Source organism: Roseovarius indicus (assembly GCF_008728195.1).
In the GTDB taxonomy this organism is placed as follows: Bacteria; Pseudomonadota; Alphaproteobacteria; order Rhodobacterales; family Rhodobacteraceae; genus Roseovarius; species Roseovarius indicus.
The window spans coordinates 99,656-125,285 of record NZ_CP031600.1; the positions used below are offsets into that span (position 1 = coordinate 99,656).

The following is a 25,630-nucleotide window of genomic DNA, read 5'->3' on the forward strand; positions in this document are numbered from 1 at the left end:
GCTTCGGAAGATTGCGTCTTCAAACCTCATTGAGTGTCCGTTCCTTTCGGCGGTGCACCATCGCTATTCCTAAAAGTATCATAACGATGCCTACAATTTGTAAGACAGAGAGCCTCTCTCCATAGACAACGATACCCAAGGTCAGTCCGAAAACCGGAATAAGAAAACTGAAGGCATTGGCCCGGTTCAATGGAACTGTTTCAAGCGCTGAGAACCACAGCCAATAGACAAGTGCCGATCCTGCCATGGCCAGGACGAGAAGCGACGCGATGAATGCGGGCGCCCATTTAATTGTAGTTGGCTCCTCCATGGACATAGCCGCAATGACGAGTGGTACGCTGCCTAACAGCATCTGCACTCCCATTGCCGAAAGGCTGTCCACCTTTCCTGCAATGGATTTTATCAGGACGTTGCTAAGCGTAACGCCAGCGGCTGCAAGAATGATGTACAAAACGCCAATGGCATAACTCTCGTTCCCGTCTGTCAGAAAATCCGGCAGGGCAATTAGCACAATCCCCGCAAATCCAGCAAACAAACCTGCGCTACCAATTAAGGACAGCTTTTCCCCAAGCCAGAACGCCGCGAGGACAGCTGCCAGAAGAGGTTGCGTATTCGCTATTACCGTCGCAAGGCCCGGTGAAACAAACTCTGCCGCGTGAAACATCCCGAGAAAGCCAAGACTCGTCGCACCGAAGCCAACTCCCGCTAGCGTCAACCAAACCCGGTGCCCTCGCGGAAACGGTCGCCCTAAGATCAGCGCCAAAACTGTAAGCACGCCGCCTGCGAGGAGCGCCCTCATGGCGGCAAAAGTTAGATGGGGCGAGTATTTGAGCCCGGCCACGATGACCGGGAAGCACAAGGCCCAGAGCACCATCGCAAGGACAATCTTCAGGGCCGCTACTGGTGTCATAGGTAGTCCTTTCATCGAACCGGCTCACGTTCATCCTGTCTAGGATCTACAGGATCAAGCGTCAGATACCGAGGGAATCTGTCACCAAATGTAACCAGGTCGGCTTCTGCGACAGACCGTTACACGACAGCGCCGGGAGCCTGTTGCGCGACACGTCGCATTTGCCATGTTGGTCGGGCAACAAGCCAAAAGGAGGCACTCTATGAAACGCAACACCACGCTCATTCTCGCAACCGCATTTGCCACGGCTCTCGGCGGCGCAGCGCTCGCGGACATGGGATATGTAACCGGGCACCATGATCTGCCCGACCGCGATAACAACATCCACATGAACGATACGATGCGCGGCCATTTCGATCACGCCGATCAAAACAAGGACGGCAAGGTCACGCGCGCGGAGGTGGAGGCCCATATGGAGGCTGCATCAGAGTTCAAGAGCATGTTCGAAGAGCGCTTTGACAATCCGCAGCGAGGCCAATGAGGCTATCCAACGGGCGCACTGGCTGACAAAGGAAAGTCAAATTCTCTGCAGCTCGAACACGACTGTGGCGCTCAAAATGCGCCGCAGTCAGCTTAAGTTTCGTAACGGCTATGGCCTTCCTTTCATCCGTGCTTCGCCTCGCGATAGAGAACGCACAGTCGACGCAGTTCATCCATTTCGGTTTCGGATAGCGTCGGAAATCAACACGGAAACCTATGCGCAAACAAGGAGCGACCCTATGAGAAATCCGTTACTGGCAATCGGTGCAGTAGTAATCACTAGCAGCGCTGCAATAGCCGATGTGTACATTCCGGAAGGAGAACTCGGAACAGTACTTCATCTGAACGAAGTCTTTGAGGTTGTTGGCCGCATCGAGGGTCTCGACAACGTTCACGGACTGGCAGGCGCAACAAACCGCGGCATCCTGGTTGCCGGTAGTCTTACGGAAACCGAAGTCGGCATGGTGCCCAAGCCTTCCGAGGTTTCCGAGGAGGATCACGCAGCCCACCACGGAGGCGGAGAAGATGCCGGCCCGGCCGCTTCGAGTCTGGTCACCTTGGTCGACGCCGACAGTCATGAAATCCTGCGTCGAATCGAAGTGCCCGGTATCGTTCACCATGTCGGAATTTCCTCGGATGAACGCTTCGCCGCCGTGACTCATCCCGGTCTTGATGCTGTTTCGCTGATCGACCTGGAAAGCGGTGAGGTGACAGCGACCGTCACCACGGGCCCGATCCCGGAATATGCAATCGCCGACCCGAAGACTGGCAATTTCTTCGTTTCCAATGCCGGTAACAACACAATCAGCGAACTCGATCCAGAAGACGGGATTGTAAAGCGAAACTTCAAACTGCAAGGTCCACCCAAGCACATGCTGCTTGATGCCGAGGCCCGCCAACTGATCGTCAGCGAGTCCGACACAGGGAAGGTTTCCATCGTCGACGCCGACAGTGGTGAAACCCTTAGTTCGTTCGAAATTAGCGGCGAGCTGCATGGCGTCTCAGCCGACAAAGACGCAATCTGGTCGAGCGCACGCGAACGCGACCGCGTGGTACGCATTGATCGTGCCACAGGTGAACGCCTGGAAGTCAACGTCGGCCCCGAACCCTACCATATGGCGCGCGTGGACGACGCGCTTCTGGTGAGCAGCGCAGCCAAAAACGAGCTATGGGTTCTGGACCCGGAAACGCTTGATCTTATTAAGACTCTCGAGACCGACAGCACGGGGCATCAGTTTGCCCGAATGCCATAGGCCGAACGATTGAAGCTATGGCGGGCCCTAAGGTGCCCGCCTCTTCGCAAGCCAATGGGCCAAACAGGTTGGCCGGTGAACTACGAGGATTGACCTCCGGCCTCGATCCGGAACATGCGGTAAGTTTCGGACCGATTGGCTTTCGGCACATCCGTTTCACACTGGCAACGTGAATGACCACTACCCTGCCCACTTCTCAGCATCCAACAACGGGGTCGTCAACTGTTCTCGGGGCAGAAAGGAGCGTGGCGCCATGCGAAAGGTCATCCGAGCTCAGAGAGAACACTCCACTTTTACCACGGTCGTTTTTGCCAAAGAAACCTCATGCCATGATTGCAGAGTTCGCCTCTGCCTGGTCGAGAATAAAGTGACTGCGACACTGTGGAGCGTCACGCTCTTAGGGGTTGCTTTCCGCACCGGCCAACTTGTCAGTGGCCAGCGGTTTCAAACAAACCCATGTCCACCTTGCAGCCTTGACTTCAGGAGATTTTTCGGCGGTCAGAAGCCTGGATTGGCAAATTCTCCAAGCAGTGCATTTCGCTTGAACCATTTGTCACGGCCGTCGTGAGCTTCGACCTCCGCGCGCGATGCCATCCCATCTTGGTTTCGGTCAATGTGACGGAAGTGCCCCTTCATTGTATCTCCAGAATGCGTGTTTTCACCGCGCTCGGGCAGTTCGTGATGCCCGCTGCCATAGCCGTTGTCTGCCAAGACGGCACCGCCCGCACCCACCGCGGCGGCTGTGAGAAGAATCAACATGAGATTATGTTTCATTGGTTCGCTCCTTTTGTTTGAAGATGTTTCACGATAAATTGGTGACGGGGAGCTATCGATAGTGGATATGTATTGATCTGTCGCAAAGCCTGACTGTGTTACGTTTCGTGACAAATTTTCTCGGCAATCACCCTTCGATCGCTTAGATAGAAGTCATGACGAACCCGCCCCACATACTGCTGGTCGATGATAGCGCCGAAATTCGCAAAGCTGTCGCACGATATCTGGAAAAGAACGACATGCGCGTGACGAGTGCGGTCGATGCGGTCCAGATGGACGACCTGCTCAAGGTTGGCGGCTATGACCTCATCGTGCTGGACGTAATGATGCCCGGCGAAAACGGGATATCGGTCTGTCGCCGCTTGTCCGCCAAGGGGGTGGCCCCAATCGTGATGTTGACAGCGCTTGGAGAGGAAATGGACCGTATCATCGGCCTAGAGGTCGGTGCGGATGACTATTTGCCCAAACCCTTCAATCCGCGCGAGTTGCTTGCGCGGATAAGGGCAATTCTGCGTCGGGCGCAGAAACCGGAAGCGCTGGCGGGAAGTCTTACAGGCAGCCGTGTACGGTTCGCAGATTGGACGCTCGAAACCGACACACGCCGTCTTGGCGCGGAAGACGGCCGAGAGGATGTGCTGACAACATCAGAGTTCAAATTGCTGACAATCCTGCTGGAACGCCCGCGCATCGTGATGAGCCGCGAGCAGCTTTTTGACCTGACGGTTGGGCGAACACCGGCCGCTTTCGACCGGACTATCGACAACCAGATCAGCCGCCTCAGGCGGAAGATCGAGCACAACCCGGGACGCCCAAAAATCATCACAACGGTTCGAAACGGAGGTTATTGCCTGGCAACGGACGTCGAGGTCGAACGGTGACCCGCAAGCCTCTGGATAGCTTGCGCGTTCAACTTCTGCTGCTCATTATTGGGAGCCTCGTAGTGGCTCAATCCATTAGCCTCTGGTTGTTCGTGGACGAACGCAGTCTCGCCGTCCGCGCTGCGATCGGGGCAGAGGCGGCCGGGCGCGCTGCGAATGTGGCCATGCTACTAGAACAGGCCCCAAAGGAGTTGCGAGCCTCCATTCTTCGCGCCGCAGATTCGCCGCTGGCACGGTTTCGGACCGACCCGCAGGCGGCTGTGGATCATCTTGATCACCGCGCGGGAGGAGCTGTCGAAGCGCGCGTCAGGTCATTTTTCGGCGCTGAAGACAGTCGCGAAATCCGAGTAGAATTGCATGAGGTTGAGCGCGAATTCCCGCCAATGAGGTCAGTGCCGCCGGAGATGGCCGCAGAGCACAAGCAGATGATGCATGACAAGATCTCGGGGCTTGAATTGACACTGTCTATCGCGCTTGAAGATGGCACATGGCTGAATGTCGATACGCGCTTTCAGCGACCGCCGCTACAGTGGCCAATCTTTTCTGCGGTGAGCTTTGGTTTCACGGCGGCGTTCCTGATTGGTGTTGCTTTTTGGTACTTGCTTGCTCGCCTGACCTGGCCGTTAAGGCGCTTGGCGCAAGCCGCAGACAGGCTTGGCAGGGGAGAGGAAAACAAGCCACTCCCAGTCGCGGGACCAAGCGAAGTCAGAGAACTGACGGATACCTTCAATCACATGCAGGAGAGACTGGTGCGCACGGTCGCTGACAAGACGCGTATAATGGCCGCTCTGGGTCACGATTTGCGTTCGCCACTGACCGCTTTGCGGGTTCACGCAGAGATGGTGGATGAGGAAGAGACGCGTGACGCCTTGGTGAAATCCATCGAGGAAATGCAGGATATGGTCGAGCGCACACTGGCTTTTGCTCGAGGCATGGCAATAAGTGAAGCTCCTGAAACAATAGAATTGGGGGAATTTCTCACTGAGCTGAAGTGTGACATGCTCAACGCATTCCGACTCGAAACGGACACACCGCTTCAGGTGAGGCTTCGGCCTCAATCCATGCGCCGAGCTTTGCGGAACGTCATAGAAAATGCAGTACGTTACGGCGACGATGTCGAGGTCACGTATAGCCGCGAGTATGACAGGGCATCGATCTGGGTTCGTGATCATGGTCCCGGCATCCCGGAGACGCAGCTAGAAGAGGTTTTTGAACCATTTTTTCGGGTCGAGACGTCACGCTCACGCGAGACGGGTGGCACCGGTCTCGGCCTGTCAATCGCACGCACCATCATGCGCTCGCATGGCGGCGATGTAACTTTGCAGAACCACCCGGACGGCGGGCTTCTTGCGCGACTCGATTTGCCGTTTTCACAAAGTTCCAACCAGCAAGAAAGGACAATATCATGAATGCCTATATGACGGTCAAATCCACCGTGATCGCTCTGTTTGCGGGCACAGTGTCGGCCCTCGCGGATCCAGGCGGCATTGCTGATGACACCTTTGGACACATGATGTGGGGAGATGGTCATGGTTGGTGGGGAGGTTTCGGCATGATCCTTTTCTGGGGGTTGATTATCGCGGTTGCCGTATTCTTCTTCCGTATGCTCACCAGCAACCGTTTGGGCGAAACCCGCGATGCGATGGAGATCCTCAAGGAACGCTATGCACGCGGTGAGATCGACGAAGATGAGTTTCGGCGCCGCAAGCAAGAACTCCAAGGCTAAGCCATCATGCCCTTTCCCGCTTCGCCGAAATGACCTCCCAGACATCATGCCAAAGGCGCGAGTATGAACGTGTTGTTCGAGAAGCCAACAGATACGCGACCTGCCACAGCATAAAACAAAACCGGCGCAAGTGTGACCGCACAGCAGACTCATATCCCAAAGTTCATCATGTTACTTGAATTGGAAAGCTCTACTCGTGATTTGGTCATTTTCATAATGTCGAGGCCCCGTAATTCGAAACCCTGCTAAAGGCTTATCCTGCAGGGAGGTGAGCGATACAAACCGTTACGTATTTCACGGAGTTTTCATCCCGACCATTCTTGACCTTCCAGTGCGGGAAGGCGGTTCAAGAGTCCCATTCAAGGATCGAATGCGCGGAGACGGACGATGGAAGACAAGACCCCCAGGGCAATAAGACGCCGAGGCTTTCTATTCTTTTCGGTTGGAGGGCTCGTTGCTCTTGCGGCACCATCGGTGTTGCGTGCCCAAGAGTCGGACTCGGTTCGCCGGAATATTTCGTCATTCCGGTTGCATCGCTGGCAGGATCACTTTGACGCGCTCGGCAAAGGAATTCTGCTTTCCGATACCAACACCAGAGTTCTTCAGCACTGGACCGCGGATGGGGAGATGCGCATCTACCCCACATCGGTTCCTAAGAGCGACGAACTCACGCGGCGTGGCTATAGCGAGATCGTCTACAAGGATGAAGCTCCCGACTGGGTTCCCACCCCATCAATGCGCGAACGCGATCCGTCCCTACCAGACTATGTCGCCCCCGGCCCCAAAAACCCGCTTGGCGTCCGTGCCATGCACTTGACTTGGCAATATTACCGGATTCACGGAACCGGCGACACCCGCAAGATCGGCCGTAGATCTTCCAGCGGATGCATCGGTCTTTACAATGAACATATCATCGAAGTGTTCGACAGGACTCCAATCGGCACCCAAGTCAAACTTATCTGAAGTAAGGATCAAATGAACAAAACAGTGCTGGCCATTCTGGCCTTCGTCGTGTTGGGCGGCGCAGTCGTCTACTGGAACATCGCGCAGCAACCCCAGCAGGGGATGGGCCATTCGATGTTACCGCCCGACACCAGTGATCTGGACTCGGGCGCGCCTATCGTCGAAATTTCGCTGCCGGCGGAGCTTTCGGACCAGGCGCAGATGGGCAAGCGGGCCTACGAGGCGAAATGTGCGGAATGTCACGGCAAGAACGCCGCAGGCCAGAACGGGGTCGCACCACCACTCGTGCACAAGATCTACGAACCGAACCACCATTCCGACATGGCGTTCGTGATGGCCGCGAAAAACGGTGTGCGCGCGCATCATTGGAATTTCGGAAACATGCCGCCGGTCGAAGGTTTGACCGATGGCGACGTCAAGTTGATCGCACGCTATGTACGTGAATTGCAGAGGGAGAACGGGATCAACTGAGCCTTGGGCAGGTTCCGGGTGCCCACTCTCACTATCCGGCCTGATCTTCCGATTTTCAGATCTGATTGCCGGCGCCATAATTGCCGCGATTGAAACACAGGATTCTCCATGCCGACGCGACGCGATTTTCTCATGCAGGGGGCGGCTATCACCGCGGCGCTTGCCCTTCCAAAGCGGCTTTATGCCGCAACGTCAGAGTTCCAATCCCTGGACGCCCGCACGGCCAGCGTTCAATTGGCGCCGGAAGGCTATCCCAAGACCGAAATCTGGGGCTATGGCGGCGCGATGCCCGGCCCTCAATTGCGTCTTCAGCAGGGTGCGCGGCTGCAACGCCGCTTCATGAACGAACTGCCCCAGGCAAGTACGGTGCACTGGCACGGGGTTCGCATAGACAATGCGATGGATGGTGTTGCGGGGCTGACCCAGCCCGCGGTCGAGCCGGGGCAAAGCTTCGACTATGATTTTACCGTGCCGGATGCCGGAACTTACTGGTATCACGCGCATAACCGCTCGACCGAACAGGTGGCGCGCGGGCTCTATGGCGCGTTGATCGTCGAGGAATCCGAGCCGCCTGACCTGGATCGGGAAGAGGTGCTGATCCTCGATGACTGGCTGCTTGACCCTGAAACGGCGCAGATCGACCCGGACTTTACCTCGCGCCATGATCGCAGCCATGCCGGGCGGCGCGGCAATTTCATCGCCACCAACGGCCGACATGCCCTTTCTTTGGATGTGCGACAACACGAACGTCTGCGCCTGCGCCTCGTCAACGCGGCCAACGCCAGGATTTTCGTGCTGTCGCTTCAGGGTATGGAAGGCTGGACGGTTGCGCTGGATGGCATGCCGTTACCCCGGCCCGAGCCGCTGGCCGAGGCGCTGATCCTCGGCCCCGGCCAGCGGGCCGATGTGATCGTCGACGTGACCGCCGCACCAGAGGAAACCGCCCATCTCGTTCGCGTCGAGGATCAGGAGGCGGCATCGCAGGTGGCTTTCCCCGTGACTGGAAAGGCCTCGGCCACGCGCCGGGATGCACCGGACGCGCTGCCGCCCAATCCGGGGATGGAGGTGATCGGCCTCGATGACGCCAGGACCGTGCGGCTCGACATGCAGGGCGGCGCAATGGGCACGCTCGACAGCGCGATTCTGAATGGCGAGAAGAAAAGCTTTCGCGAGTTGGTGGACGCCAACCAGTTCTGGTCGTTCAATGGAGCGATCGGCATGACCGATGCCCCGCTCGTTGATGTCGCGAAGGGGGAAACGGTCAAGCTGCAAATCGACAACGACACCGTCTTTCCCCACGCGATGCACCTGCACGGGCTGCATTTCCGCGAGATCGGCGAGGATGGCGGGCTCGGTCCCTTGCGCGACACGATCCTGATGTTCGGCGGCCAGACCCGCACGATCGGTTTCGTGGCCGACAATCCCGGCGACTGGCTGTTTCACTGCCACATGCTCAGCCACGCGGCCTCGGGCATGATGACCTGGATGAAGGTGACATGATGCTACGCTGGCTGATCCTCTTTCTGCTCATGGCCGGCGCGGCTGGCGTCGGCGCCTGGATGCTGGCGGGAGGGACATCCGGCACATCCGCTACGCCGGAACCGCCGCAGTCTATCGATCTCGCCGAGGGCGAAGAACTCTATCAGGAGTATTGTGCCTCTTGCCACGGGTCCGTTCTCGAGGGACAGGCCGGATGGCGCTCGGCCGGAGAGGATGGCATCCTGCCCGCACCCCCGCATGACGAAACCGGTCACACCTGGCATCATCCTGATAGTGTTCTGTTCGACTATACCAAGCTTGGCGGAAAGAAGACCCTCGCGAAGCAAGGCGTTGATTTCCAAAGCGGCATGCCCGGTTTCGGTGACGAGCTGACCGATGCGCAGATATGGAACATCCTCGCCTTCATCAAATCCACATGGCCCGACCGTCAGCGAGAGGTCCAGGCCGCCCGCAGCGAGGCAGAACAGCAGAAACGAGGAGACTGAAAATGAAATCGCTTCGATTGGCAATGCTCGCCCTGAGTATCCTGTTGCCGTTTTCCGCATTTGCACAGGCCCTGAGCGAGGAACGCGTCAAGGAACTGGCCCTAGAAGCGATTCTGGAAAACCCCCAGATCATAATGGAAGCGGTGCAGCTTCTCGAACAGCAGGAAGCGACCGCACAGGCAGAGGCCACGGCGGACGTGCTCAAGGAACAACGGCAGCTCTTGGAACAGGACCTGAACGCGCCGGTGCTGGGCAATCCTGACGGGGACGTCACTGTTGTGGAATTTTTCGACTACAACTGTCCCTATTGCCGCAGGGCCATGTCGGAGGTTGAAGGTTTGATCGAAGCGGACCGGAATGTGCGGCTCGTCTTTCGCGAATGGCCGATACTCGGTGACGGGTCCGTCTTTGCCGCGAAGGCAGCCCTGGCGGCACGCAATCAGGACAAGTATGAAGAATTCCACTGGGCGCTTATGGGCATGGAGGAACGTGCGCAAGAGGCGTCTGTCCTGCGGATCGCCGAAGAAATCGGCCTCGACGCGGACCAGCTGCGTTCGGACATGGAGGCGCCGGAGGTCCAGAGGCACATCGACGAATCGATGCGGCTGGCGCAGGCATTGGGCTTCAACGGCACACCGTCGTTCGTGATCGGAGACCACCTGCTTCCCGGTTTGGTCGAACAAGACCAACTGGAAGCCTTGGTTGATGAGGCCCGCGAAGGGGAATGAAACTAATGCGATGATAGAGAACCGGCGCCGGAATTTTCCGGCGCCAGTGGGCTTCAGGTCGTCGAGGCAGCCGTAACACAGTAACCGGCATTTCGGATGGCCTCCGTCAGGGCGTGCTCGTTCAGCACGCTATCAACCTCGACTTGCCGCGTACCCGTATCGCAGGTCACGGACGCTGTTGGGTCTATCGCCTTGATCGCCTTTTCGATCGTTGCGGTGCAATGGCCGCAACTCATATCCGGAACCTTGAAGCTGCGCATATCTGTTTCCTCCAGTTCTCGGCATTAGATGCGTGCTTCCCGCATGGGAAGGTCAAGGGCGAAAAAATGTCCCGACATTATTGACCTTCCAGCGGGGGGAACCATTAGATATCTTCTAGGAGATGAAGGAGACGTTCATGCCGGGCTCAAGAGAGTTGCGTTTTTCTGTTCAGAACATGTCTTGCGCGTCCTGCGTCGGCCGGGTCGAGCGTGCGCTTTTAGCATTGCCCGGTGTCGCGTTGCCCTTTAATCTGAGACGCGAGGGAGTGGGCAAAACTTGGGGGTCAGGCTGCTGCTCTGCGGTATGCGCCAGTCAATTGCCCATCAAGAACGGCGGCCCGCACGATGGCAACGTGATGCGCGCCCTTGGGTGACCATCTCATGCGTCGGCGTTTTCCCATGCGTGTGTTGCCGATGTCGTCCACGCAGCCTTCAGCACGGGACGAGGAGATCGGAAGATCATTGCGATATCGCCGCCCAAAGTTGGTGTCGCGTAGCCCTTTATTGTGAGATGAGAAATCCAACGAAATCAACGGCGGGAGTGGGCAAAACCTGGGGGTGTCTGTGTATGTTGGTGGTTCATTGAGAGGGGAACTGCCATGGACGTGCGGATTATAGTCGAGACGACCTTTGAGAACGGAACCACAAAGAGGCATCCTCTCGGCCGTTTGTCCCGCCCGTTTCGACGCACGCAGCCTGAGGGGTTCGGGTTGTTACTCGAAGATGCGAAGACGATCCTGGGGCAATTACAGAATGCGATCCTGCTCGACCAGATCGAGGAAGTTTCCGAAGCCAGCAGAATATGTCCTGACTGCGACGAGGTCCGAGCCATACATGATTATCGGCCTCGGGTGCTCGACACCCTCTTCGGCAGGTTCCAGGTCAAGGCGCCGCGCATTCGTCGCTGCGCCTGCGATACAAAATCCGACGACGTCCTGGGCGGACCGCTTTCGCCACTCGCTCATTTTTTTCCGGACCGGTCGACTCCGGAACTGCAACGCCTTCAGGCCGAACTTGGGGCACGGCATTCCTTCCGGGAAGCGGCACGAATCCTGGAAACCTTCCTGCCTTGCGCGAAGCAGGTGAATACATCGGTGCGCAATCGTCTGGGCAAAGTCTCCCGGGAGATCTGCGACAGCGAGCAGACTCAGCCTGTAATTCCTTCGGCCGCCGAAGAGGCGTCTGCGTTGACGGTTTTCCTGGACGGTGCGCATATCCGATGCCGACCGGAATACCAGAAGCGACACCTCGATGTTGTGGTTGGCAAGATCGAAAGCCACGACAAGTGCCGCCGCTTCGGCCTTGTTCAGCAGGCAGTCCTGTCACCTGCCAGCCAGCTTCGCCAGGACTTGAGGGCTCTCGGTTGGGATCACAAACAAACCGTCACGGTGATTTCGGACGGGGAACCCGCCCTGCCGAACCTCGTGCGCGTCGCCGTCGGTGGAAAGGTTCGCCACATTCTCGACTGGTGGCATATCTCGATGCGCATTCAGCACGTTGAGAACGCCGTAAAGGGCCTGCTGCAGAGCAGGGGCTTCTCCGGCATTCCAGTGCTGTTCAAACGTCCCGCCGAAACGCTGCGATGGTACCTTTGGCATGGAAAAGTTCTAACGGCCACGACCAGTCTCCAATGGTTGATGGTCGATTGCACGCGGCTGGCTACAGATGACCGCGTGGCGACTGATGCGGCCCGGCGAGTGCAAGCCCGGTGCCGCGATCTGTACTCATACCTTGCAAACAACATGGACAGCCTGACCGACTATGGTCGGCGGTACCGCGCGGGTCTTCCGATTTCTTCGTCCCGGGCAGAGGGCTGCGTGGACGACATCGGGAACACCCGCATGGGCAAGCGCCGCCGCATGAGATGGTCGCCCAAGGGAGCCCACCGCGTGGCCGTTGTCCGCGCCGCGGTTCTCGACGGTCGGCTAACCGGCGCGTACCAAAGAGCCGCGTGACCCCCAGGTTTTGCCCACTCCCTTAAGGGCTACGCGACAGCTGGGGTTCACGCTCGACGAAATCCGCGATCTGCTCGCATTGGTCGATGGCGGGGCGCAAACCTGCGGCGAAGTGCAAATTCTTGCAAATAGGCATCTTACCTCGGATCGCACCAAGATCGCCGATCTCAAGCGCATCGAACACGTCCTGTCTTCCACCGTGGCGCAGTGTAGCGAAAACGATGTCCCTGAATGCCCTGTGATCGACGCGCTGACGGAGGTGACCTGAAGGGCCATAGTTGAGGACGCCCACGCATGTCAGCCAAGCGGACAATCGTGCCAGCGCCGTTTTTTGCGATCATTCGTTCCCTGCGGAGTCCTGCGTGATCGCCGCATGTTCGGGGACCAGATAGCGCGGCACGATCCACACATAGGCGGCCATGCCGAAGAGCTCGACGAGCGACTGGAAGACGATGACCAGAGCCGCCACGTTCCACTCCGGTCCGAGCGCCAACACCAGCGGAAGTACGACGAAGGAGTTGCGGGTTCCGAGCGAGAAGATGACCGTTCGTCGCCCGCTAGTGGGCAATCCGGCCGCCCGCCCGGTCGCCGCACCGAGAAATGCTGCGGCGACGAGGTAGGCGACGTAGACGCGCGCCACCTGCGCCAGAACCGGCAGCGCATCCCGTACCGCGTCGACTTGCGAGGCCGCGATCAGGAACACCACGACAGCCAGAAGCGGAACCGGCAGCCAGGCGAGGCGATTCACTATCGCGGCCCGTTCCGGGCGCGCCTCTGCCCAACGCTCCAGCAGGAAAGCCGCTGTGAGCGGCAGCAGGATAAGCGCCGCAAAGACGGCGGCAATGCGGTCGGCGGCTAGAAGCTCAAGGAATGCGTCGCCGAGAAAGAGCCATAGGAAGAGCGGCAGACAGGCGAACTGAACCGCGAGGAGGATCGGTGTCGCGGTCGCGGCACGCACCGCATCGCCGCGACCGAGATGGGCGAATGTGATGAACCAGTCGGTGCAGGGCACCAGCAGCACGACAAGCACCCCGAGCCGAAGCGCAGGATCGTCAGGCAGGAACGCGATCAGCCCCCAGACCAGCAGCGGCACCAGAACGAAGTTGCCGATCAGCATCGCGCCGATGAAACGCCGGTCGCGCGCAGCCCGCGGCAGATGCGCTAGCGGCATCTGAGCGAAGGTGGTGAAAAGCATAAATCCCAGCACCGGCCACAGCAGCGCTTCGAACACCCCCGAGATGCCGGGTGCGAGCGCTCCCAAGACCAGACCGGAGAGGATGGCAGCGAGATAGATCCAGGTTTGATGGCGTTCGAGATTTTGCAGCTTCATGTCCTGCCCCTGCTCTGTCCGACTCCTGCCCCTGCTCTGTCCGACTCCTGCCCCTGCTCTGTCCGACGGCGATTTTCAAGAAGACATCACTAGACAGGCAGTTACGACAACGGCTCGTTCGTCGCTTGGAGCGTTGTATGGTCTGTCCGGTTTATACCCGCAGACCAGTCACGACCCAGTCGACAATACTTTTATGGTAGTTGGGGACGCGGCGATAGCCAAATTGTCTCAGCCGATCAGTCGAACTCACTAACCTCCAGCATCTGGAAAACGGTGCTCTTCACCGTTTCAGCCGCGCTGCGGATAGACGCAACATGGGCGCCGCACAGATCGCTTCGACGATCAGTTTGTGGCGCGCCACATTCGAAACCGTCCTTGCCCTGTTAGCTCGCGGACCAGATCCCGCTCCTCCATCCAGGCGAGGTTGCGCTGGACAGCGGCGCGGCTGGCTCCGGTCAGGGCCTCGGCCATGGGGGCAGAGACCAGGGGCCATTCGGTCAGCACGGCGCGCAAGGCGCGCGGGGTCTTACCCGAGAGCGGGGTCATCTCGGCTTCCGCCCGCGCTGACCATGTCTCGATATCGTCGAGGTGCCGCATCGCGGTCAGGCAGGCCGTTTCCATTTTCTCGAGCCAGCGCGCCAAACGTTCAGCCGGGGGGCCGCCGGCGCGCAGCGCCCCCGCCCCACCCATGGCCAGGGGTGCGAATATCGTCCCCTCGCCCTTATGCGCGGCAATGCGCGACGCCGTGACCGCCGCTTCCATTCCGTCGCTCTGCTGTCCGAGGCCCGCGAGGCTCCAGAGGTAAAAACCGAAACACGCGCGGGTGATCGGGTGAAGATCGGAGGCTTGCGCCATCAGGTCCAGCCAACCGGTCGCGCGATCCGTGAAAGGCTCGGCATCGTCGCTCAGGTTTTCTGGGTCACGGCGGTCGAGGAAGGCGAACAGGTCGGCCTCCGGTCCCGGCCCGCCAATCAGTCGGCGCACTGCCCAACTGATACGGGCGAGCGCCGCGGTGTCGTCCTGCACGCCGGGCAGGCGCATGGAGATCCAGAGTGCCAGCCGGTCCGGGCCAATCCGGTCGCCCATAAACCAGCTGAGGTCTGCCGCCTCGATCAACGCAAGCCTGTGCCGCCAGCCTTCCGGGCCACGCCTCAGTCGGTCGTCTAGCGCCCCGATCCGGCCGGCGACACGGGCAAGGCGGGCAGCATGGCCTGCCTCGGCGTGTCGCCAATCGTTGAGAACAGCGGTCTCACACACTTCGGCCCGTGGTCCGGGCGGCAGATAATCCGGCTCCTCTTCCATCGGACCGGGCAGGAACCACTGTCGCATTTTCTTCACCATTTCAGCACATGATTATTACGTGATTTCTGGATGATACGGGGTAAGCACACATCATTTTTCAGCTTAAGGCTTCAATTTTGGCTACGTATTTCAGCAAGTGGCCGCCCTGTTGGCGCATGACCCAGCCGGTCTCGGAAGTTTCATATCGATGACGTCCGGCGAAGCGCATGCCTCGGATGAAGCGTGGGCCAAGGCGACGCGTACCGCGCGCGAGTTGGACCGGATTCTTGACGGAGCGGCGCCGGTGCGTGAGGCCGTGATGCGCGCGGCATCCGAGCTGCGGCTCTCGACACGCCAAGTCTACAACTATCTGGCGCGGTATCGGGAAGAGCGCAGGGTATCGTCCCTTCTGCCGCGAAGGAGTGGAACAAGACAACCAAGGATCAACCCCGCAGTCGAGAACATCATCGCGGTGACCCTGCGGGAGATGTGGTTGCGCCCGGAGCAGCCGGACCTTACACCGATCGTTGAAGAGATCCGCACCCGCTGCGCAGAGGAAGGGCACACTCCACCCGCCTATGTCACTGTCGCCCGGCGGATCCCCATTCTGTTCGCCCCGGAAGAAATTGCCCGCCGCCGCCTGTCGGATGGTAAACACCTGCACCGGCTGAAGCCGCGACCGGGCTACATCCGGGCTAACCACGCGCTCGACGTTGTCCAGATCGATCACACGCCGGCAGACATCCAATTTGTTGAGGTGATTGATGACCACGGTGTCTTCGTTGGTCGTCCCTATCTGACCATCGCTGCAGATGTGGCCACGAGCGCGATCATCGGCTTCTGCCTGACCCTCGAGCGGCCGTCACGACTGTCTGTCGCGCTTTGTCTGGCGCACGCGATGTGCTGCAAGATTGACTGGCTGGCAGAACGCGGTATCGATCATGCCTGGCCGATGCACGGTCGCCCGAAGCAAATCGTCGTCGATTCCGCCAAGGAGTTCCAGAGCAGCACCTTCAGCAGAGGATGCGCGGACTATGGCATCGCCATACGCATGCGGAACAAGGGCACCGTGCATCGGGGCGGAGTCGTGGAACGCCTGCTTGGGAAAGTGAACACCGCGCTACGCGCCTTGCCCGGCAAGACGGGGCGTTCCATCGCGGATCGGGGCGACTATGCCTCGGAAGCGCGGGCACGGCTCAGCTTCGCGGATCTTGAACGCTGCATCGCGCTCGCGATCATCGACCACAACCTGAGCCAGAATGCGCGCAGGCTGACCGTTCCGGCGAAAGAGTGGGAAGATCGGTTCCAGCCGAAGGACCGGCCTATCGATGCGCCTGTCGATGTGCTGCTGAATTTCCTGCCACGCAAGACGCGGAAAATTTCACCTCAGGGCATCAGTCTCTTCGCCATCGACTATTTCGAGCCCTGGCTTGGCCCGCTGGTTGCGCGTCGTGACCGGCTGGAGCCGCTCGATCTGTGCTATGATCCTCGCGACATCAGCCATGTCTACGTCAAGGATCCGGATACGCAGGCCTGGCGGCCGGTCAGGCGACGGGACGGACTGGCCGAGCCGATCACGCTTTGGCAGCACCAGGCGGATCGACAGCAGCGGCGTGAAATCCAGCGGCGCCCTGTGCAGGAGGCATCAGCCATCCGACGCGAAATCGCAGCCACTGCTGCCGCCGCCAAAACCCCCAAAAGCCGGTTGAAGGAGATGACCCGCGCCCGGCATGCCACCGAGGCAAAGAAGCCTTATGCCGACTTCGCCGCGCCTTCCGTCCCGACCCAAGAAAAGCTCGATCCGGATCGCCCTCGGCGGGTCTTCCCTGTCGAGGATTGGTAGGGTGCCGGATCACCTCATGCCCGCCATAATCCCGCTCTTGCAGGCCGATGACGCAGTGCGGATCGCCCATGTTCGCGCGCCGCGCTGGATCAGCCATCCGGCCGCCGGCGCGGCGCATGACGCGATGCGACTGCTGCTCGAGCGACCGCCATCGCTGCGCCCACGCGGTTTGCTGCTTGCCGGTCCCTACCACAACGGCAAGACCATGATCGCCGAACGCTTCGCCATCGAACATCTGCGTACCGCCGACCAGCAAAAGGTGTGGGTGATCCAGACCCGGGAAGGTGCAGGCCTGTCGCATTTCTATGCCAGCATCCTGTCCGGATTGCGCGCGCCACAAGCCGCGGGCTGGCGCAGCCTGTCCCGCGCCGGCGATCAGGTCGATCATCTTCTGGAGCGCCTGAAGCCGCGCCTTTTGATCTTCGACGAGTTCCACAGCGCATTGCGCGGGCGGCGCCAGGATGTGAAGGCCATCTTCTCGTTCTTGCGGCGGATCGCACGGGTGCATGACATCTCACCAGTCCTTGTCGGCGAAATCGCGATCTACGATGCGGTGCATGACACCGACGAAATGGGCTCACGTTTCGATACGATCCCCATTCCACGATGGCCGTATGACGAGGAATTCGCGACGCTTCTCGACAGCCTGGAAGCCAGTCTGCCGCTCGCCGACACCTCCGATCTGTCGCGCGAACCCTTGGCGAAGATCATCCATGATCTGTCAGAGGGGCTGATCGGCGAGGTTGTCGAGATCGTCACCCGTGCCGCAGTGGCGGCAATCTCGCGCGGTGAGGGCCGGATCACGGGCGCAACCCTGTGGGACCTCGGCTATGTGCCTCTCTCGAGGCGCCGTAATTCCGCTTTGCGTCACGATATGACATGAGGTTTGGGCCGACCGAGATATCCGTCACATCTGCAGAGCGGTATGAAAGTGTGGCGGGAAGCCGTTGGCCAGTGAGCATTATGCCCGCACCAGGTGAACTTCTGTCGAGTTGGCTGCACCGCCTCGCCTACGCGAACGGCATACCTCCGCACTATTTTGGCACGCTTCTCGGAGCGCCGGGTGAGAACTGGTCGGCGCGGCTTGATCGGGCGTTGCCCGATCGCATCCTGCAGTTTCTGCGAGAGCATACCGGCATACCCGTGGAAGACATCGCGGCTCTGACCATTGCCCCTGACCCTTTGGCTGTGCTGCGTTTGCCCCTGCGGGCATCGCCTCAGCAGAGTTGCGCACCCAGGAGGCAGGTTACCTGGCTGCAGTTCTGTCCCGCTTGTCTGACGGAAGACGAAACGCCCTATTTTCGCCGAGACTGGCGCCTCGCGACACGCGTTTCTTGCTTTCGCCACGGCTGCCGACTTCGGGACAGGTGCCCATCCTGCGGACAAGGATTGGCTCCGTTCAGCCAGAAGCGTCTTGTGCCGCATCAGATCTGCGCCTGGTGCGGCGCGGCCCTCTGCAAACGCATCCGTCCTGCCACCAATGGGGTTCGGCGTCTTGAGCGTCTGATCGACGATCTGCTTCGTCTGCAGGCATCAGGGCATCGAATGGCAGAGGGGCGATCACTCCCGGACCTTCTTGGATCAGCCTGCTTTCAATTTAGTCGACGGCCAATGTCCATCGCGCGCCTCTCTCATCGGGATCGCTATCAGCTGTTTCAGAAATTGGCGGAAGGGCGGTCGACGCCGTTCGAAAAGAGAAGAAGTTCCGCGATTATCTATTGGAAACGCGTCGTTCAGGCTGCGCCAGCTTGGAGCGGACTGGTCACATCTTTCAGCGATGCCGTCCTGCCTCGGCCCAAAGCTGGGCCTTGCTCTACCACCGCTGGCCCGCATTTGGCGGATCTCGTTCAGGCGGCCGCGCGGCTCGATCAGCAGCGGCAAGCGCTGTAAAAATTCCCGGTGAGTTTCAGGCGCGCGCGGCCAGCCCGGCATCATTCAGCTGTTCAGCATCTGGCAGGTCGCGCAAGCTCTCCAGCCCGAAAGCTGCGAGGAACGCGTCTGTGGTCACGAAGGTATAGGGGGCACCACGACGCGGCGCGCGCGGCCCAGTTCCAATCAGACCCTGCGCATGCAGCCTTCCGATCAGGTCCCGGCTGATCTCTTTGCCAAAGATGTCTTTGAGCCCATCGCGGGTGATCGGCTGGTGGTAGGCGATGGCCGCCAAAATCGCGACGTCGAACTCGTTCAGGTCCAGCAACTGGTCTCCGACATCCGCTGCGGCGCGGATCGCAGGCGCGTAAACAGGCCGCGTCCGGAACATCCACCCCCTGCGACCATGGCAATCTCGAACGCCCGCCCTTCCAGATCAGCGGCAAGGTCTTCCAACAGCAGATCAACCGAAGTCCCCTGCCCCACTATGCGCGCCAGATCCTCGCGCGGTACAGGCGAGGCAGAGGCAAACAGCACCGCCTCGATCCGGCGCATCCATTCCCGCCAGCGCAACTCCGGTGGCAGGTCGAGCAACTCGCGATCAAGCTCAGCTTCTGGTCGATCCTTCGACTTCCTTTCCGGTCGCATGTCCGAACCGCGAAACCGGTTCCCACTTTCGCTGTCCATGCTCATGGCTACACCCCGTAGAGCCGGAATGTGTCGCGCCCGGTTAGCTCACGGACCGCGCCGAGATCGACAAGCCGGTCACAGAGCCGCCGCGCCGCGCGGTCCGGCAAAGGCAGGGCACTGGGCGCCACGGCGTCCTGCGTCAGGAATATTTTCACCGCCGCCCCTGCCCCCTTGGCCCGAAGCTTTGGTGCAACTCCTTTCAAAAGCGAAGCCCGACGCGCGAGATCGACAGCCAGACGCGCGGCCTCGACCGCGGATGCGGTCACTGCGCGATGACAGGCTAGGCGCAAATCGTCACCCCGCTTGCGCAGGTCTGTGCGTTTCAAACCCGCGGCCAGCAGCGGCACGACATGATCCCAACCAAGCGCCTGGGCGAGGGCGGCGTCCGCGAGGATCAACGCCGGGACTTCGGCACGGGGTGCCTCCGTCAGGACAGCATCCAGCGCCATCGCGGCACGGGTCACCGGCGCTCCCTTCCCCGTATCGAGCCATGTAGCAATCTGGCCCAACTCCAAGATCGGCAAGGCTCGGCCCAGAGCCTTGATCGACACCGGCCGCTCCACCGCGCGACGCCAGGCAAGGTAAGTTTCCCCCGCGGGACCAGGTAGATCGCCAGGGCGCAGAAGATGAATCGCGTCGCGCAGCTCTGGGGCTCTTTCCGGACGACCAGAAAACCCGGCACATGCCTCGGCCGCTCGCAGCGCCAGCCGATCCCGCAACAAGGCTTTGGGGACCTCTTCGCGTCCCAACACAAGATGCAGGTGGTTCAGCGCCGCGCCTGATAAAAACGCCACATCTTCAAAGGCTTCAGGACGTGCCGAGGTGACCCATGCGGGCATCCGGGGTAGAGTGTCTGTGTCGATGGAGTGTTCCGGTCGGGCAAATGTCATGACTGAAGCCTAAACCATCGCGGCGCTTTGCTCCAGAAAATAGCACAGAAAACGCCTCGCTCTATCTTTTGCCATGATGTCCGATAATCTTGCATTATCGGGCGTAAAAATGATATGCTCGAAAACATGAGCAGTCCTACGAATAACAGCACCAAAATCGAGGATTCCGACGCGTCTGGCGCAGAGATTTCGAGCTCAGCGTCCTATGACTCGTTGAACGGTGACGAACACGACAAGAGAACCTCTCGGGACCGAGCCTCAATCGCCCTGCCCGCCAATGTGGCCGGCTCCGGCGCACTCGACCGGCTGATCGATACCGCCCGTGGCTACGCCGAGGCCTCGACAGCCGGGAACACGAACAAGGCCTATGCGGCCGACTGGAAACACTTCAGCCGCTGGTGCCGGTTGAAAGGCACGGAACCTCTGCCCCCCGCGCCCGAGATGATTGGACTTTATGTGGCTGATCTGGCTGCACCAACCGGGAAGGCCCCTACCCTTTCGGTCTCCACGATCGAGCGCCGTCTCTCGGGGCTTGCCTGGAACTACAGACAGCGCGGGTTCACTCTTGATCGCAAGGACCGGCATATCGCCACCGTTCTGGCCGGGATCAAACGCAAGCATGCGCGCCCGCCGGTCCAGAAGGAAGCGATCCTGCCTGAGGACATCCAGGCCATGGTGGCCACCCTTTCCTACGATCTCCGCGGGCTCCGAGACCGGGCGATCTTGCTTTTGGGCTATGCAGGTGGCCTGCGCCGGTCGGAGGTGGTCTGCCTCGATGTGCATAAGGACGATACACCGGACTCCGGCGGCTGGGTCGAAGTCTTCGACGGCGGCGCCCTGCTCACCCTCAATGCCAAGACCGGATGGCGCGAGGTTGAGGTCGGGCGTGGCTCAAGCGGCCAGACCTGTCCCGTCCACGCGCTTGAGCAATGGCTACACTTTGCGAAGATCGACTTTGGGCCGGTCTTCGTGCGCACCTCGCGGGACGGCAAGCGTGCCCTCGAGTCCCGCCTTTCCGACAAGCACATAGCGCGACTGATCAAGGCAACCGTTATGAAGAGTGGCATCAGATCCGATTTGCCGGAAGCCAAACGGTTGGCAATGTTCTCGGGGCATTCCTTGCGTGCCGGGCTCGCCTCGTCGGCAGAGGTTGATGAGCGCTATGTTCAAAAGCAACTCGGACATGCGTCGGCCGAGATGACCCGGCGCTATCAGCGCAGGCGCGACAGGTTCCGGGTGAACCTGACCAAAGCCGCAGGGCTGTGAAGCTCAGGATTCTTGACCCATTGGTGAAGCGCTAAGGTGAAATTCCAGCGCTTCAGTTTCAGCTTACTGCTTCAATTGAAATCGGGAACTAAACGCGACAACCACAGATCGTCTTCCGAAACATCTTCATCCCCATCGGTAGTTATGAGGCGATCGTCGTAATCGTTATTAAAAATGGGTGCTTGTGGCTTCATGTGTGCAAAATACTAGTATTATGCACATTACCCAAGCAATTTTTTGGCCTTCGCCCATGCTCTCTATGTAGTACGCGCGCGCGGCTGTCGGCGGTACCTCTCAGATTGCACTCAGCGTAAGAAAACCAAGGGGATTGTGCACCAGAACGACGAGAGAGCACTTGCTTGCGTTCGTTTACAAATGGTCGTTTAGTAGCGGTATCCTAAACTGCAAACGGCCCGTTTTTATGCCCCTCATAGGCTATGCCCGCGTCTCCACAGACGATCAGACCCCCCTGCCCCAGTCTGAGGCCCTGCAAACCGCGGGATGCGTCGAAATCTTCGAGGAACACGCCTCGGGCGGCGACCGCGCGCGGCCGGTGCTGGCGCGCGTGCTGGAGCGCATCGGCAAGGGCGATACGCTGGTGGTCGTGCGCATCGACCGCCTTGCACGGTCTTTGTCGCACCTTCTCGAGGTGATCGAGCAGTTGGAGGCCAAGGGTGCGTTCTTTCGCTCGATCCAGGACCCGATCGACACTGCATCGCCGCAAGGTAAGTTCACGCTGCAGGTTCTGGGGGCCGCGGCCGAGTCCGAGCGCGCCCTGATCCGCGAGCGCACCAAGGCCGGGCTTGCGAGCGCGCGTACAAAGGGCCGCGTGGGCGGCAACCCCGGACTGCGGGCCAAAGACCCTGTTGCTCTTCGCAAAGTTCGACTGGCGCGACAGGATGGCTACATGGAGCGCCTGAACGAAACGGCACAAGACTGGGTGCCCCATGTGCGCCGTCTGCGCCCCGACTTGGCTTGGGAAGACGTGGTGCGCATCATCAACGGCCCCTTGCCCGAGGCGCGTCGCTGGACCCAAAGCCGCCTGCTACGCGCTGTGAAGGCCTATGTCCGCGACGGCTTCCTGCCTACCGAGGTGCTGACCCGCGCCGGGCGCCGCGAAACCGACGACCGCCTGCCCGCCATTGTTGCTGGCATCAAGGGCGCAGATCCCGACATCACGCTTCAGGCAATTTGTGATCGGCTGCAGGCGATGCGCGAACGCACGCCGCGCGGGCGGACAAGCTGGCAGCCTTCGTCGGTGAAGATGCTGCTGGAGCGGGCGGAACGACTTGGCCTCATGCCGTACGAATCGAGCCAAGATCAGGTGTAGCTTCTGACCCGAATCCAAAAAATTTCACCGGGAGAAAACTCCGCAGGAGGCAGAAAGTGCCATTAGTTGCTTGGGGTTAGCTGCTATTGTGCCAACTCAACAGAGTAGCGGCTCGATTCGGTTAGATCTACATTTAATATATCTATATCAATGACTTGCTGAGTTTTTTTACGCGGCAACACCTATAGGTGCTGTGGGTAACTTTTGCACTACATCTAGATTCTTCTTGCCGGACTCGCTGGATCGTGGCATTTCCATTCTGACGGCAAATTGCGTCAGACACGTTGTGCGTCGTCAAAATGATCAAGAGCCTTAACAGGGGCCAAGAGCGGGCGGCAGGATATGGATGATCGAAACGTTGGATATGCGCAAGGCATAGGCTCTTCTGACATCGGCACGTTTGCCGACAATCTGGCCGAGTCATTGGATCGGCAGATGAAGATCGCCTTCGAACCCGAAGAGCGTAAAGCCTTGCGGCGTTTCAGCTCGACCGAAGTTGCCGGTCTCCTGCGCGTAAGCACGTCTAACCTGCGCAACCGGCACAAGGACGGTAGCTTCCCGGAAGTGCATACTGATAACCGCGGGCACCGATTCTACACAGCCCAAGAAGTGGACGAATTGCGTAACATCTTGGAGCGCACAGGAAAGAACGCCGAATCGTATCGGCCAGGTCGACGCGTTGGCGACCGACTTCAGGTGCTATCGGTCGTCAATTTCAAAGGTGGTTCGTCGAAAACAACAGCGACTATACATCTTGCACAGCGTTATGCTTTGCGCGGCTACCGTGTTTTGGTCCTGGATCTCGATCCGCAAGCAAGTTTGACCACATTTTTCGGCTTTCGGCCTGAGCTCGAGTTCGCCGAGGGCGGAACAATCTATGATGCTCTGAGATATGAGGATCAGGTTCCGCTCTCTGACGTGATCCAAAAGACCTACTTTCACAAACTCGACATGGTTCCGGCGGGCTTGATGCTCTCGGAGTACGAAACCGAGACAGCAAACGCGCTCGCCCGTCGGATGCAGCCCATTTTTGCGGAGCGGCTCGCCTTAACGCTTGAGGAGGTAGAGGCAGATTACGACATCGTATTGATCGACTGCCCTCCTCAACTCGGCTTTCTGACTCTCACGGCATTGGCGGCCTCTACGGGGCTCCTGGTAACCGTCGTGCCAGGCATGCTCGACATCGCTTCCATGAGCCAATTCCTGAAACTTGCGTCAGAAACGGTAAAGGCCGTGGAAGAAGCGATTGGACGGCGTGTGACATGGGATTTCGTCAAATTCCTGATCACAAGGTATGAGCCGTCAGACGGGCCACAGACCCAAATGGCTGGCTACCTGAGATCAATTCTCGCCGGCCAGGTCATGACTGAACCCATGCTGAAGTCTACCGCAATCTCTGACGCCGGAATGACCCAGCAAACCGTCTACGAAGTTGATCCCGGCCAGTTCATCAGGAAAACGATTGATCGTGCTCTGACCAGCGTGAACGGCGTTGCCGATGAACTGGAGCAGACGATCCAAATGGCATGGGGGCGTCGCTGATGGCCAGAAACATTTTCAACCAACCTCCGAAAGACGAAAAAGAGAGCGCGGCTCCCTCCCCTACCCTGCAAAAGGCTGCAAAGCTGCCCGGCTCTGTTGGCGGATTGCGGGACTCCTTGCGCGAAATCACGGCCAATTCGATCCGGGACATCGAACCCGATCAGATTGACATGGATGGCCTTCGCGATCGGTTGGTGCTGGAAGATACGAGTATCGACGAGCTTGCCGATAGCATTCGCAAGCATGGCCAACAAGTGCCGATCATGGTCCGCCCATCGGGCCAACCCGACAGATACCGCATCATCTACGGTCGCCGTAGACTGGCGGCGATCCGCAAGATCGGAGGAACGGTCAAGGCAATCGTTCGCACATTGGACGACGACGCCTCGCTTATCGCACAGGGTCAAGAGAACAACCTTCGACTTGATCCGTCTTTCATAGAAAAATCTTTGTTTATCAAAGAGATGCAGGAAATTGGATATAAACCCGGCGTCATTCAGGATGCTTTGGGATTAACCCGGCAAGGCGTGTCCAACCACCGGGTCGTTATCGATCAACTGCCTGATGGGCTTGTTCAGCTTATCGGGCCGGCACATGGCATCGGAAGACGGCAGTGGGGTGATTTAGTGGCCCTATCGGAAAAGGTAGACTTGGTGAATTCGGCCAAAGAGGTGATCGCCGCCCTGCCCGACGACACTCCAAGCCCCGAGAGATTTCAGGCGGTCTATTCTGCTTGCTCGCACAAGGCTCGTGCAGACAAGAAACCGACCAGTCGCGGCGTGACGTCCCTCGTCAAGAATGAGAGCGGCGACACTGTCGGAACGCTGACAGTCGATCAGAAAGCGGTCGCCATCAAGATCGCCAAAAAGGACAACCCGGAATTCGGCCAGTGGCTCGAGGAGCGTGCGGAAGCTACGCTTTTGCAACTCTTCGATGAGTGGCGGAATGAGAGCGGCTCTGGGTCCTAACCCAGGCCACATAGAGGAACCCGAGCAAAGGAGAAAAGCGAAGACCAGAAAGAAAAGAGCCCCCCAAAGTTTCCCCTGGAGAGCCCTCATCATTCGATTTGCACTCATGATGTAGCAACCTCCAGCAAACCGGTCAAGAGTCACCGATTCGGTGAACCAATTTTTATTGCCTTTTCCCAGATAAAATCTTGGGAGGAGACAGGGAAGCTGTGGGCCGAACGGTCATCGTGAACAAACC

26 protein-coding genes and 2 pseudogenes are annotated in these 25,630 nt (G+C 59.3%); 20 read left to right on the plus strand and 8 right to left on the minus strand.

The genetic code is table 11. The features are described 5' to 3' along the window. Window positions 1-19: 19 nt before the first annotated feature. The gene (locus tag RIdsm_RS29085; protein WP_057821382.1) at window positions 20-910 is read right to left on the minus strand and encodes a DMT family transporter; all 891 of its coding nucleotides are present in this window, start codon (window positions 908-910) and stop codon (window positions 20-22) included. A 202-nt stretch (window positions 911-1,112) separates the two neighbouring features. Here RIdsm_RS29085 and RIdsm_RS29090 point away from each other — a divergent pair, with 202 nt between their 5' ends. Together RIdsm_RS29090 and RIdsm_RS29095 are read left to right on the plus strand one after the other, a co-directional pair. Then, window positions 1,113-1,391, plus strand: coding sequence for a DUF4148 domain-containing protein (locus tag RIdsm_RS29090; RefSeq protein WP_057821384.1), 279 nt, complete (start codon window positions 1,113-1,115; stop codon window positions 1,389-1,391). 64 nt (window positions 1,392-1,455) lie between these two features. Next, a complete protein-coding gene (locus tag RIdsm_RS29095) occupies window positions 1,456-2,643 on the plus strand; it encodes a YncE family protein (protein WP_217625300.1) in 1,188 nt (395 codons plus the stop codon). A gap of 498 nt (window positions 2,644-3,141) precedes the next feature. Here the strand turns inward: RIdsm_RS29095 and RIdsm_RS29100 are convergent, their stop codons facing one another. Further along, window positions 3,142-3,417: a hypothetical protein gene (locus RIdsm_RS29100; protein ID WP_143100550.1), complete on the minus strand. Its 276-nt coding sequence runs from the start codon at window positions 3,415-3,417 to the stop codon at window positions 3,142-3,144. Between the two features lie 155 nt (window positions 3,418-3,572). On the opposite strand from RIdsm_RS29100, the gene RIdsm_RS29105 reads away from it, so the two are divergent. The 8 genes from RIdsm_RS29105 to RIdsm_RS29140 all read left to right on the plus strand — a co-directional run bounded on the left by RIdsm_RS29105 (window position 3,573) and on the right by RIdsm_RS29140 (window position 10,168). Next, window positions 3,573-4,295 (plus strand): response regulator, encoded by a 723-nt coding sequence (locus RIdsm_RS29105; RefSeq protein WP_057821390.1) that lies wholly within the window; start codon window positions 3,573-3,575, stop codon window positions 4,293-4,295. A 62-nt stretch (window positions 4,296-4,357) separates the two neighbouring features. Beyond that, entirely contained in the window at window positions 4,358-5,704 is a 1,347-nt protein-coding gene (locus tag RIdsm_RS29110; RefSeq protein WP_244955875.1) for an ATP-binding protein, read from the plus strand. Beyond that, window positions 5,701-6,021, plus strand: a complete 321-nt coding sequence (locus tag RIdsm_RS29115) for an SHOCT domain-containing protein (protein ID WP_236553407.1) — start codon at window positions 5,701-5,703, stop codon at window positions 6,019-6,021. The genes RIdsm_RS29110 and RIdsm_RS29115 overlap by 4 nt, the downstream gene beginning before the upstream one ends. 387 nt (window positions 6,022-6,408) lie before the next feature. Continuing rightward, the gene (locus tag RIdsm_RS29120) at window positions 6,409-6,984 is read left to right on the plus strand and encodes a L,D-transpeptidase (protein WP_057821395.1); all 576 of its coding nucleotides are present in this window, start codon (window positions 6,409-6,411) and stop codon (window positions 6,982-6,984) included. Window positions 6,985-6,996: 12 nt separating this feature from the next. Beyond that, window positions 6,997-7,455: a c-type cytochrome gene (locus RIdsm_RS29125; RefSeq protein WP_074940697.1), complete on the plus strand. Its 459-nt coding sequence runs from the start codon at window positions 6,997-6,999 to the stop codon at window positions 7,453-7,455. 108 nt (window positions 7,456-7,563) lie between these two features. After that, a complete protein-coding gene (locus RIdsm_RS29130; protein WP_074940695.1) occupies window positions 7,564-8,955 on the plus strand; it encodes a multicopper oxidase family protein in 1,392 nt (463 codons plus the stop codon). Continuing rightward, window positions 8,952-9,440 carry a c-type cytochrome gene (locus RIdsm_RS29135; RefSeq protein WP_151175247.1) on the plus strand — a complete coding sequence of 163 codons (489 nt, stop codon included), beginning with the start codon at window positions 8,952-8,954 and terminating at the stop codon, window positions 9,438-9,440. Before RIdsm_RS29130 ends, RIdsm_RS29135 begins: the two co-directional genes overlap by 4 nt. A gap of 2 nt (window positions 9,441-9,442) precedes the next feature. Beyond that, window positions 9,443-10,168, plus strand: a complete 726-nt coding sequence (locus RIdsm_RS29140) for a DsbA family protein (RefSeq protein WP_074940870.1) — start codon at window positions 9,443-9,445, stop codon at window positions 10,166-10,168. A gap of 53 nt (window positions 10,169-10,221) precedes the next feature. On the opposite strand, the gene RIdsm_RS29145 is transcribed toward RIdsm_RS29140, so the two are convergent. After that, the gene (locus tag RIdsm_RS29145) at window positions 10,222-10,428 is read right to left on the minus strand and encodes a heavy-metal-associated domain-containing protein (RefSeq protein ID WP_057822140.1); all 207 of its coding nucleotides are present in this window, start codon (window positions 10,426-10,428) and stop codon (window positions 10,222-10,224) included. 137 nt (window positions 10,429-10,565) lie between these two features. Between RIdsm_RS29145 and RIdsm_RS30675 the strand changes: the two genes are divergently transcribed. Continuing rightward, complete coding sequence (locus RIdsm_RS30675) at window positions 10,566-10,802, plus strand: heavy-metal-associated domain-containing protein (RefSeq protein WP_276509285.1); 237 nt, start codon at window positions 10,566-10,568, stop codon at window positions 10,800-10,802. Here RIdsm_RS30675 and RIdsm_RS29155 read toward each other — a convergent pair. Further along, a pseudogene (locus RIdsm_RS29155) lies at window positions 10,713-10,913 on the minus strand (ISKra4 family transposase); the annotation flags it as partial. The gene RIdsm_RS30675 and the pseudogene RIdsm_RS29155 overlap by 90 nt on opposite strands. 114 nt (window positions 10,914-11,027) lie before the next feature. Here RIdsm_RS29155 and RIdsm_RS29160 point away from each other — a divergent pair. Together RIdsm_RS29160 and RIdsm_RS29165 are read left to right on the plus strand one after the other, a co-directional pair. Continuing rightward, entirely contained in the window at window positions 11,028-12,383 is a 1,356-nt protein-coding gene (locus RIdsm_RS29160; RefSeq protein ID WP_151175245.1) for an ISKra4 family transposase, read from the plus strand. A gap of 79 nt (window positions 12,384-12,462) precedes the next feature. After that, entirely contained in the window at window positions 12,463-12,651 is a 189-nt protein-coding gene (locus RIdsm_RS29165; RefSeq protein ID WP_244955881.1) for a MerR family transcriptional regulator, read from the plus strand. Between the two features lie 69 nt (window positions 12,652-12,720). On the opposite strand, the gene RIdsm_RS29170 is transcribed toward RIdsm_RS29165, so the two are convergent. After that, window positions 12,721-13,713 (minus strand): arsenic resistance protein, encoded by a 993-nt coding sequence (locus RIdsm_RS29170; protein ID WP_057822079.1) that lies wholly within the window; start codon window positions 13,711-13,713, stop codon window positions 12,721-12,723. Window positions 13,714-14,055: 342 nt separating this feature from the next. Then, on the minus strand, window positions 14,056-15,054 hold the full coding sequence (locus RIdsm_RS29175; RefSeq protein WP_074940877.1) for a hypothetical protein: 999 nt from the start codon (window positions 15,052-15,054) through the stop codon (window positions 14,056-14,058). 148 nt (window positions 15,055-15,202) lie between these two features. On the opposite strand from RIdsm_RS29175, the gene RIdsm_RS29180 reads away from it, so the two are divergent. The 3 genes from RIdsm_RS29180 to RIdsm_RS29190 all read left to right on the plus strand — a co-directional run bounded on the left by RIdsm_RS29180 (window position 15,203) and on the right by RIdsm_RS29190 (window position 18,727). Then, window positions 15,203-16,837 (plus strand): Mu transposase C-terminal domain-containing protein, encoded by a 1,635-nt coding sequence (locus tag RIdsm_RS29180; RefSeq protein WP_057822062.1) that lies wholly within the window; start codon window positions 15,203-15,205, stop codon window positions 16,835-16,837. Window positions 16,838-16,853: 16 nt separating this feature from the next. Further along, window positions 16,854-17,720: a TniB family NTP-binding protein gene (locus tag RIdsm_RS29185; protein WP_051922089.1), complete on the plus strand. Its 867-nt coding sequence runs from the start codon at window positions 16,854-16,856 to the stop codon at window positions 17,718-17,720. 80 nt (window positions 17,721-17,800) lie between these two features. Further along, the gene (locus tag RIdsm_RS29190) at window positions 17,801-18,727 is read left to right on the plus strand and encodes a TniQ family protein (RefSeq protein WP_074940673.1); all 927 of its coding nucleotides are present in this window, start codon (window positions 17,801-17,803) and stop codon (window positions 18,725-18,727) included. 16 nt (window positions 18,728-18,743) lie between these two features. On the opposite strand, the pseudogene scpB reads toward RIdsm_RS29190, so the two are convergent. Continuing rightward, window positions 18,744-19,354, minus strand: a pseudogene (gene scpB, locus RIdsm_RS29195) (SMC-Scp complex subunit ScpB). A 47-nt stretch (window positions 19,355-19,401) separates the two neighbouring features. Next, complete coding sequence (locus tag RIdsm_RS29200) at window positions 19,402-20,286, minus strand: DUF1403 family protein (RefSeq protein ID WP_037239259.1); 885 nt, start codon at window positions 20,284-20,286, stop codon at window positions 19,402-19,404. A gap of 126 nt (window positions 20,287-20,412) precedes the next feature. Between RIdsm_RS29200 and RIdsm_RS29205 the strand changes: the two genes are divergently transcribed. The 4 genes from RIdsm_RS29205 (at window position 20,413) to repB (ending at window position 25,392) form a co-directional block, all read left to right on the plus strand. Then, window positions 20,413-21,552: a tyrosine-type recombinase/integrase gene (locus RIdsm_RS29205; protein WP_231582182.1), complete on the plus strand. Its 1,140-nt coding sequence runs from the start codon at window positions 20,413-20,415 to the stop codon at window positions 21,550-21,552. 421 nt (window positions 21,553-21,973) lie between these two features. After that, window positions 21,974-22,882 carry a recombinase family protein gene (locus tag RIdsm_RS29210; RefSeq protein WP_057821951.1) on the plus strand — a complete coding sequence of 303 codons (909 nt, stop codon included), beginning with the start codon at window positions 21,974-21,976 and terminating at the stop codon, window positions 22,880-22,882. 342 nt (window positions 22,883-23,224) lie between these two features. Then, entirely contained in the window at window positions 23,225-24,424 is a 1,200-nt protein-coding gene (gene repA, locus RIdsm_RS29215) for a plasmid partitioning protein RepA (protein ID WP_057821949.1), read from the plus strand. Further along, complete coding sequence (repB, locus tag RIdsm_RS29220) at window positions 24,424-25,392, plus strand: plasmid partitioning protein RepB (protein WP_236553428.1); 969 nt, start codon at window positions 24,424-24,426, stop codon at window positions 25,390-25,392. Before repA ends, repB begins: the two co-directional genes overlap by 1 nt. The last annotated feature ends 238 nt before the right edge of the window (window positions 25,393-25,630 follow it).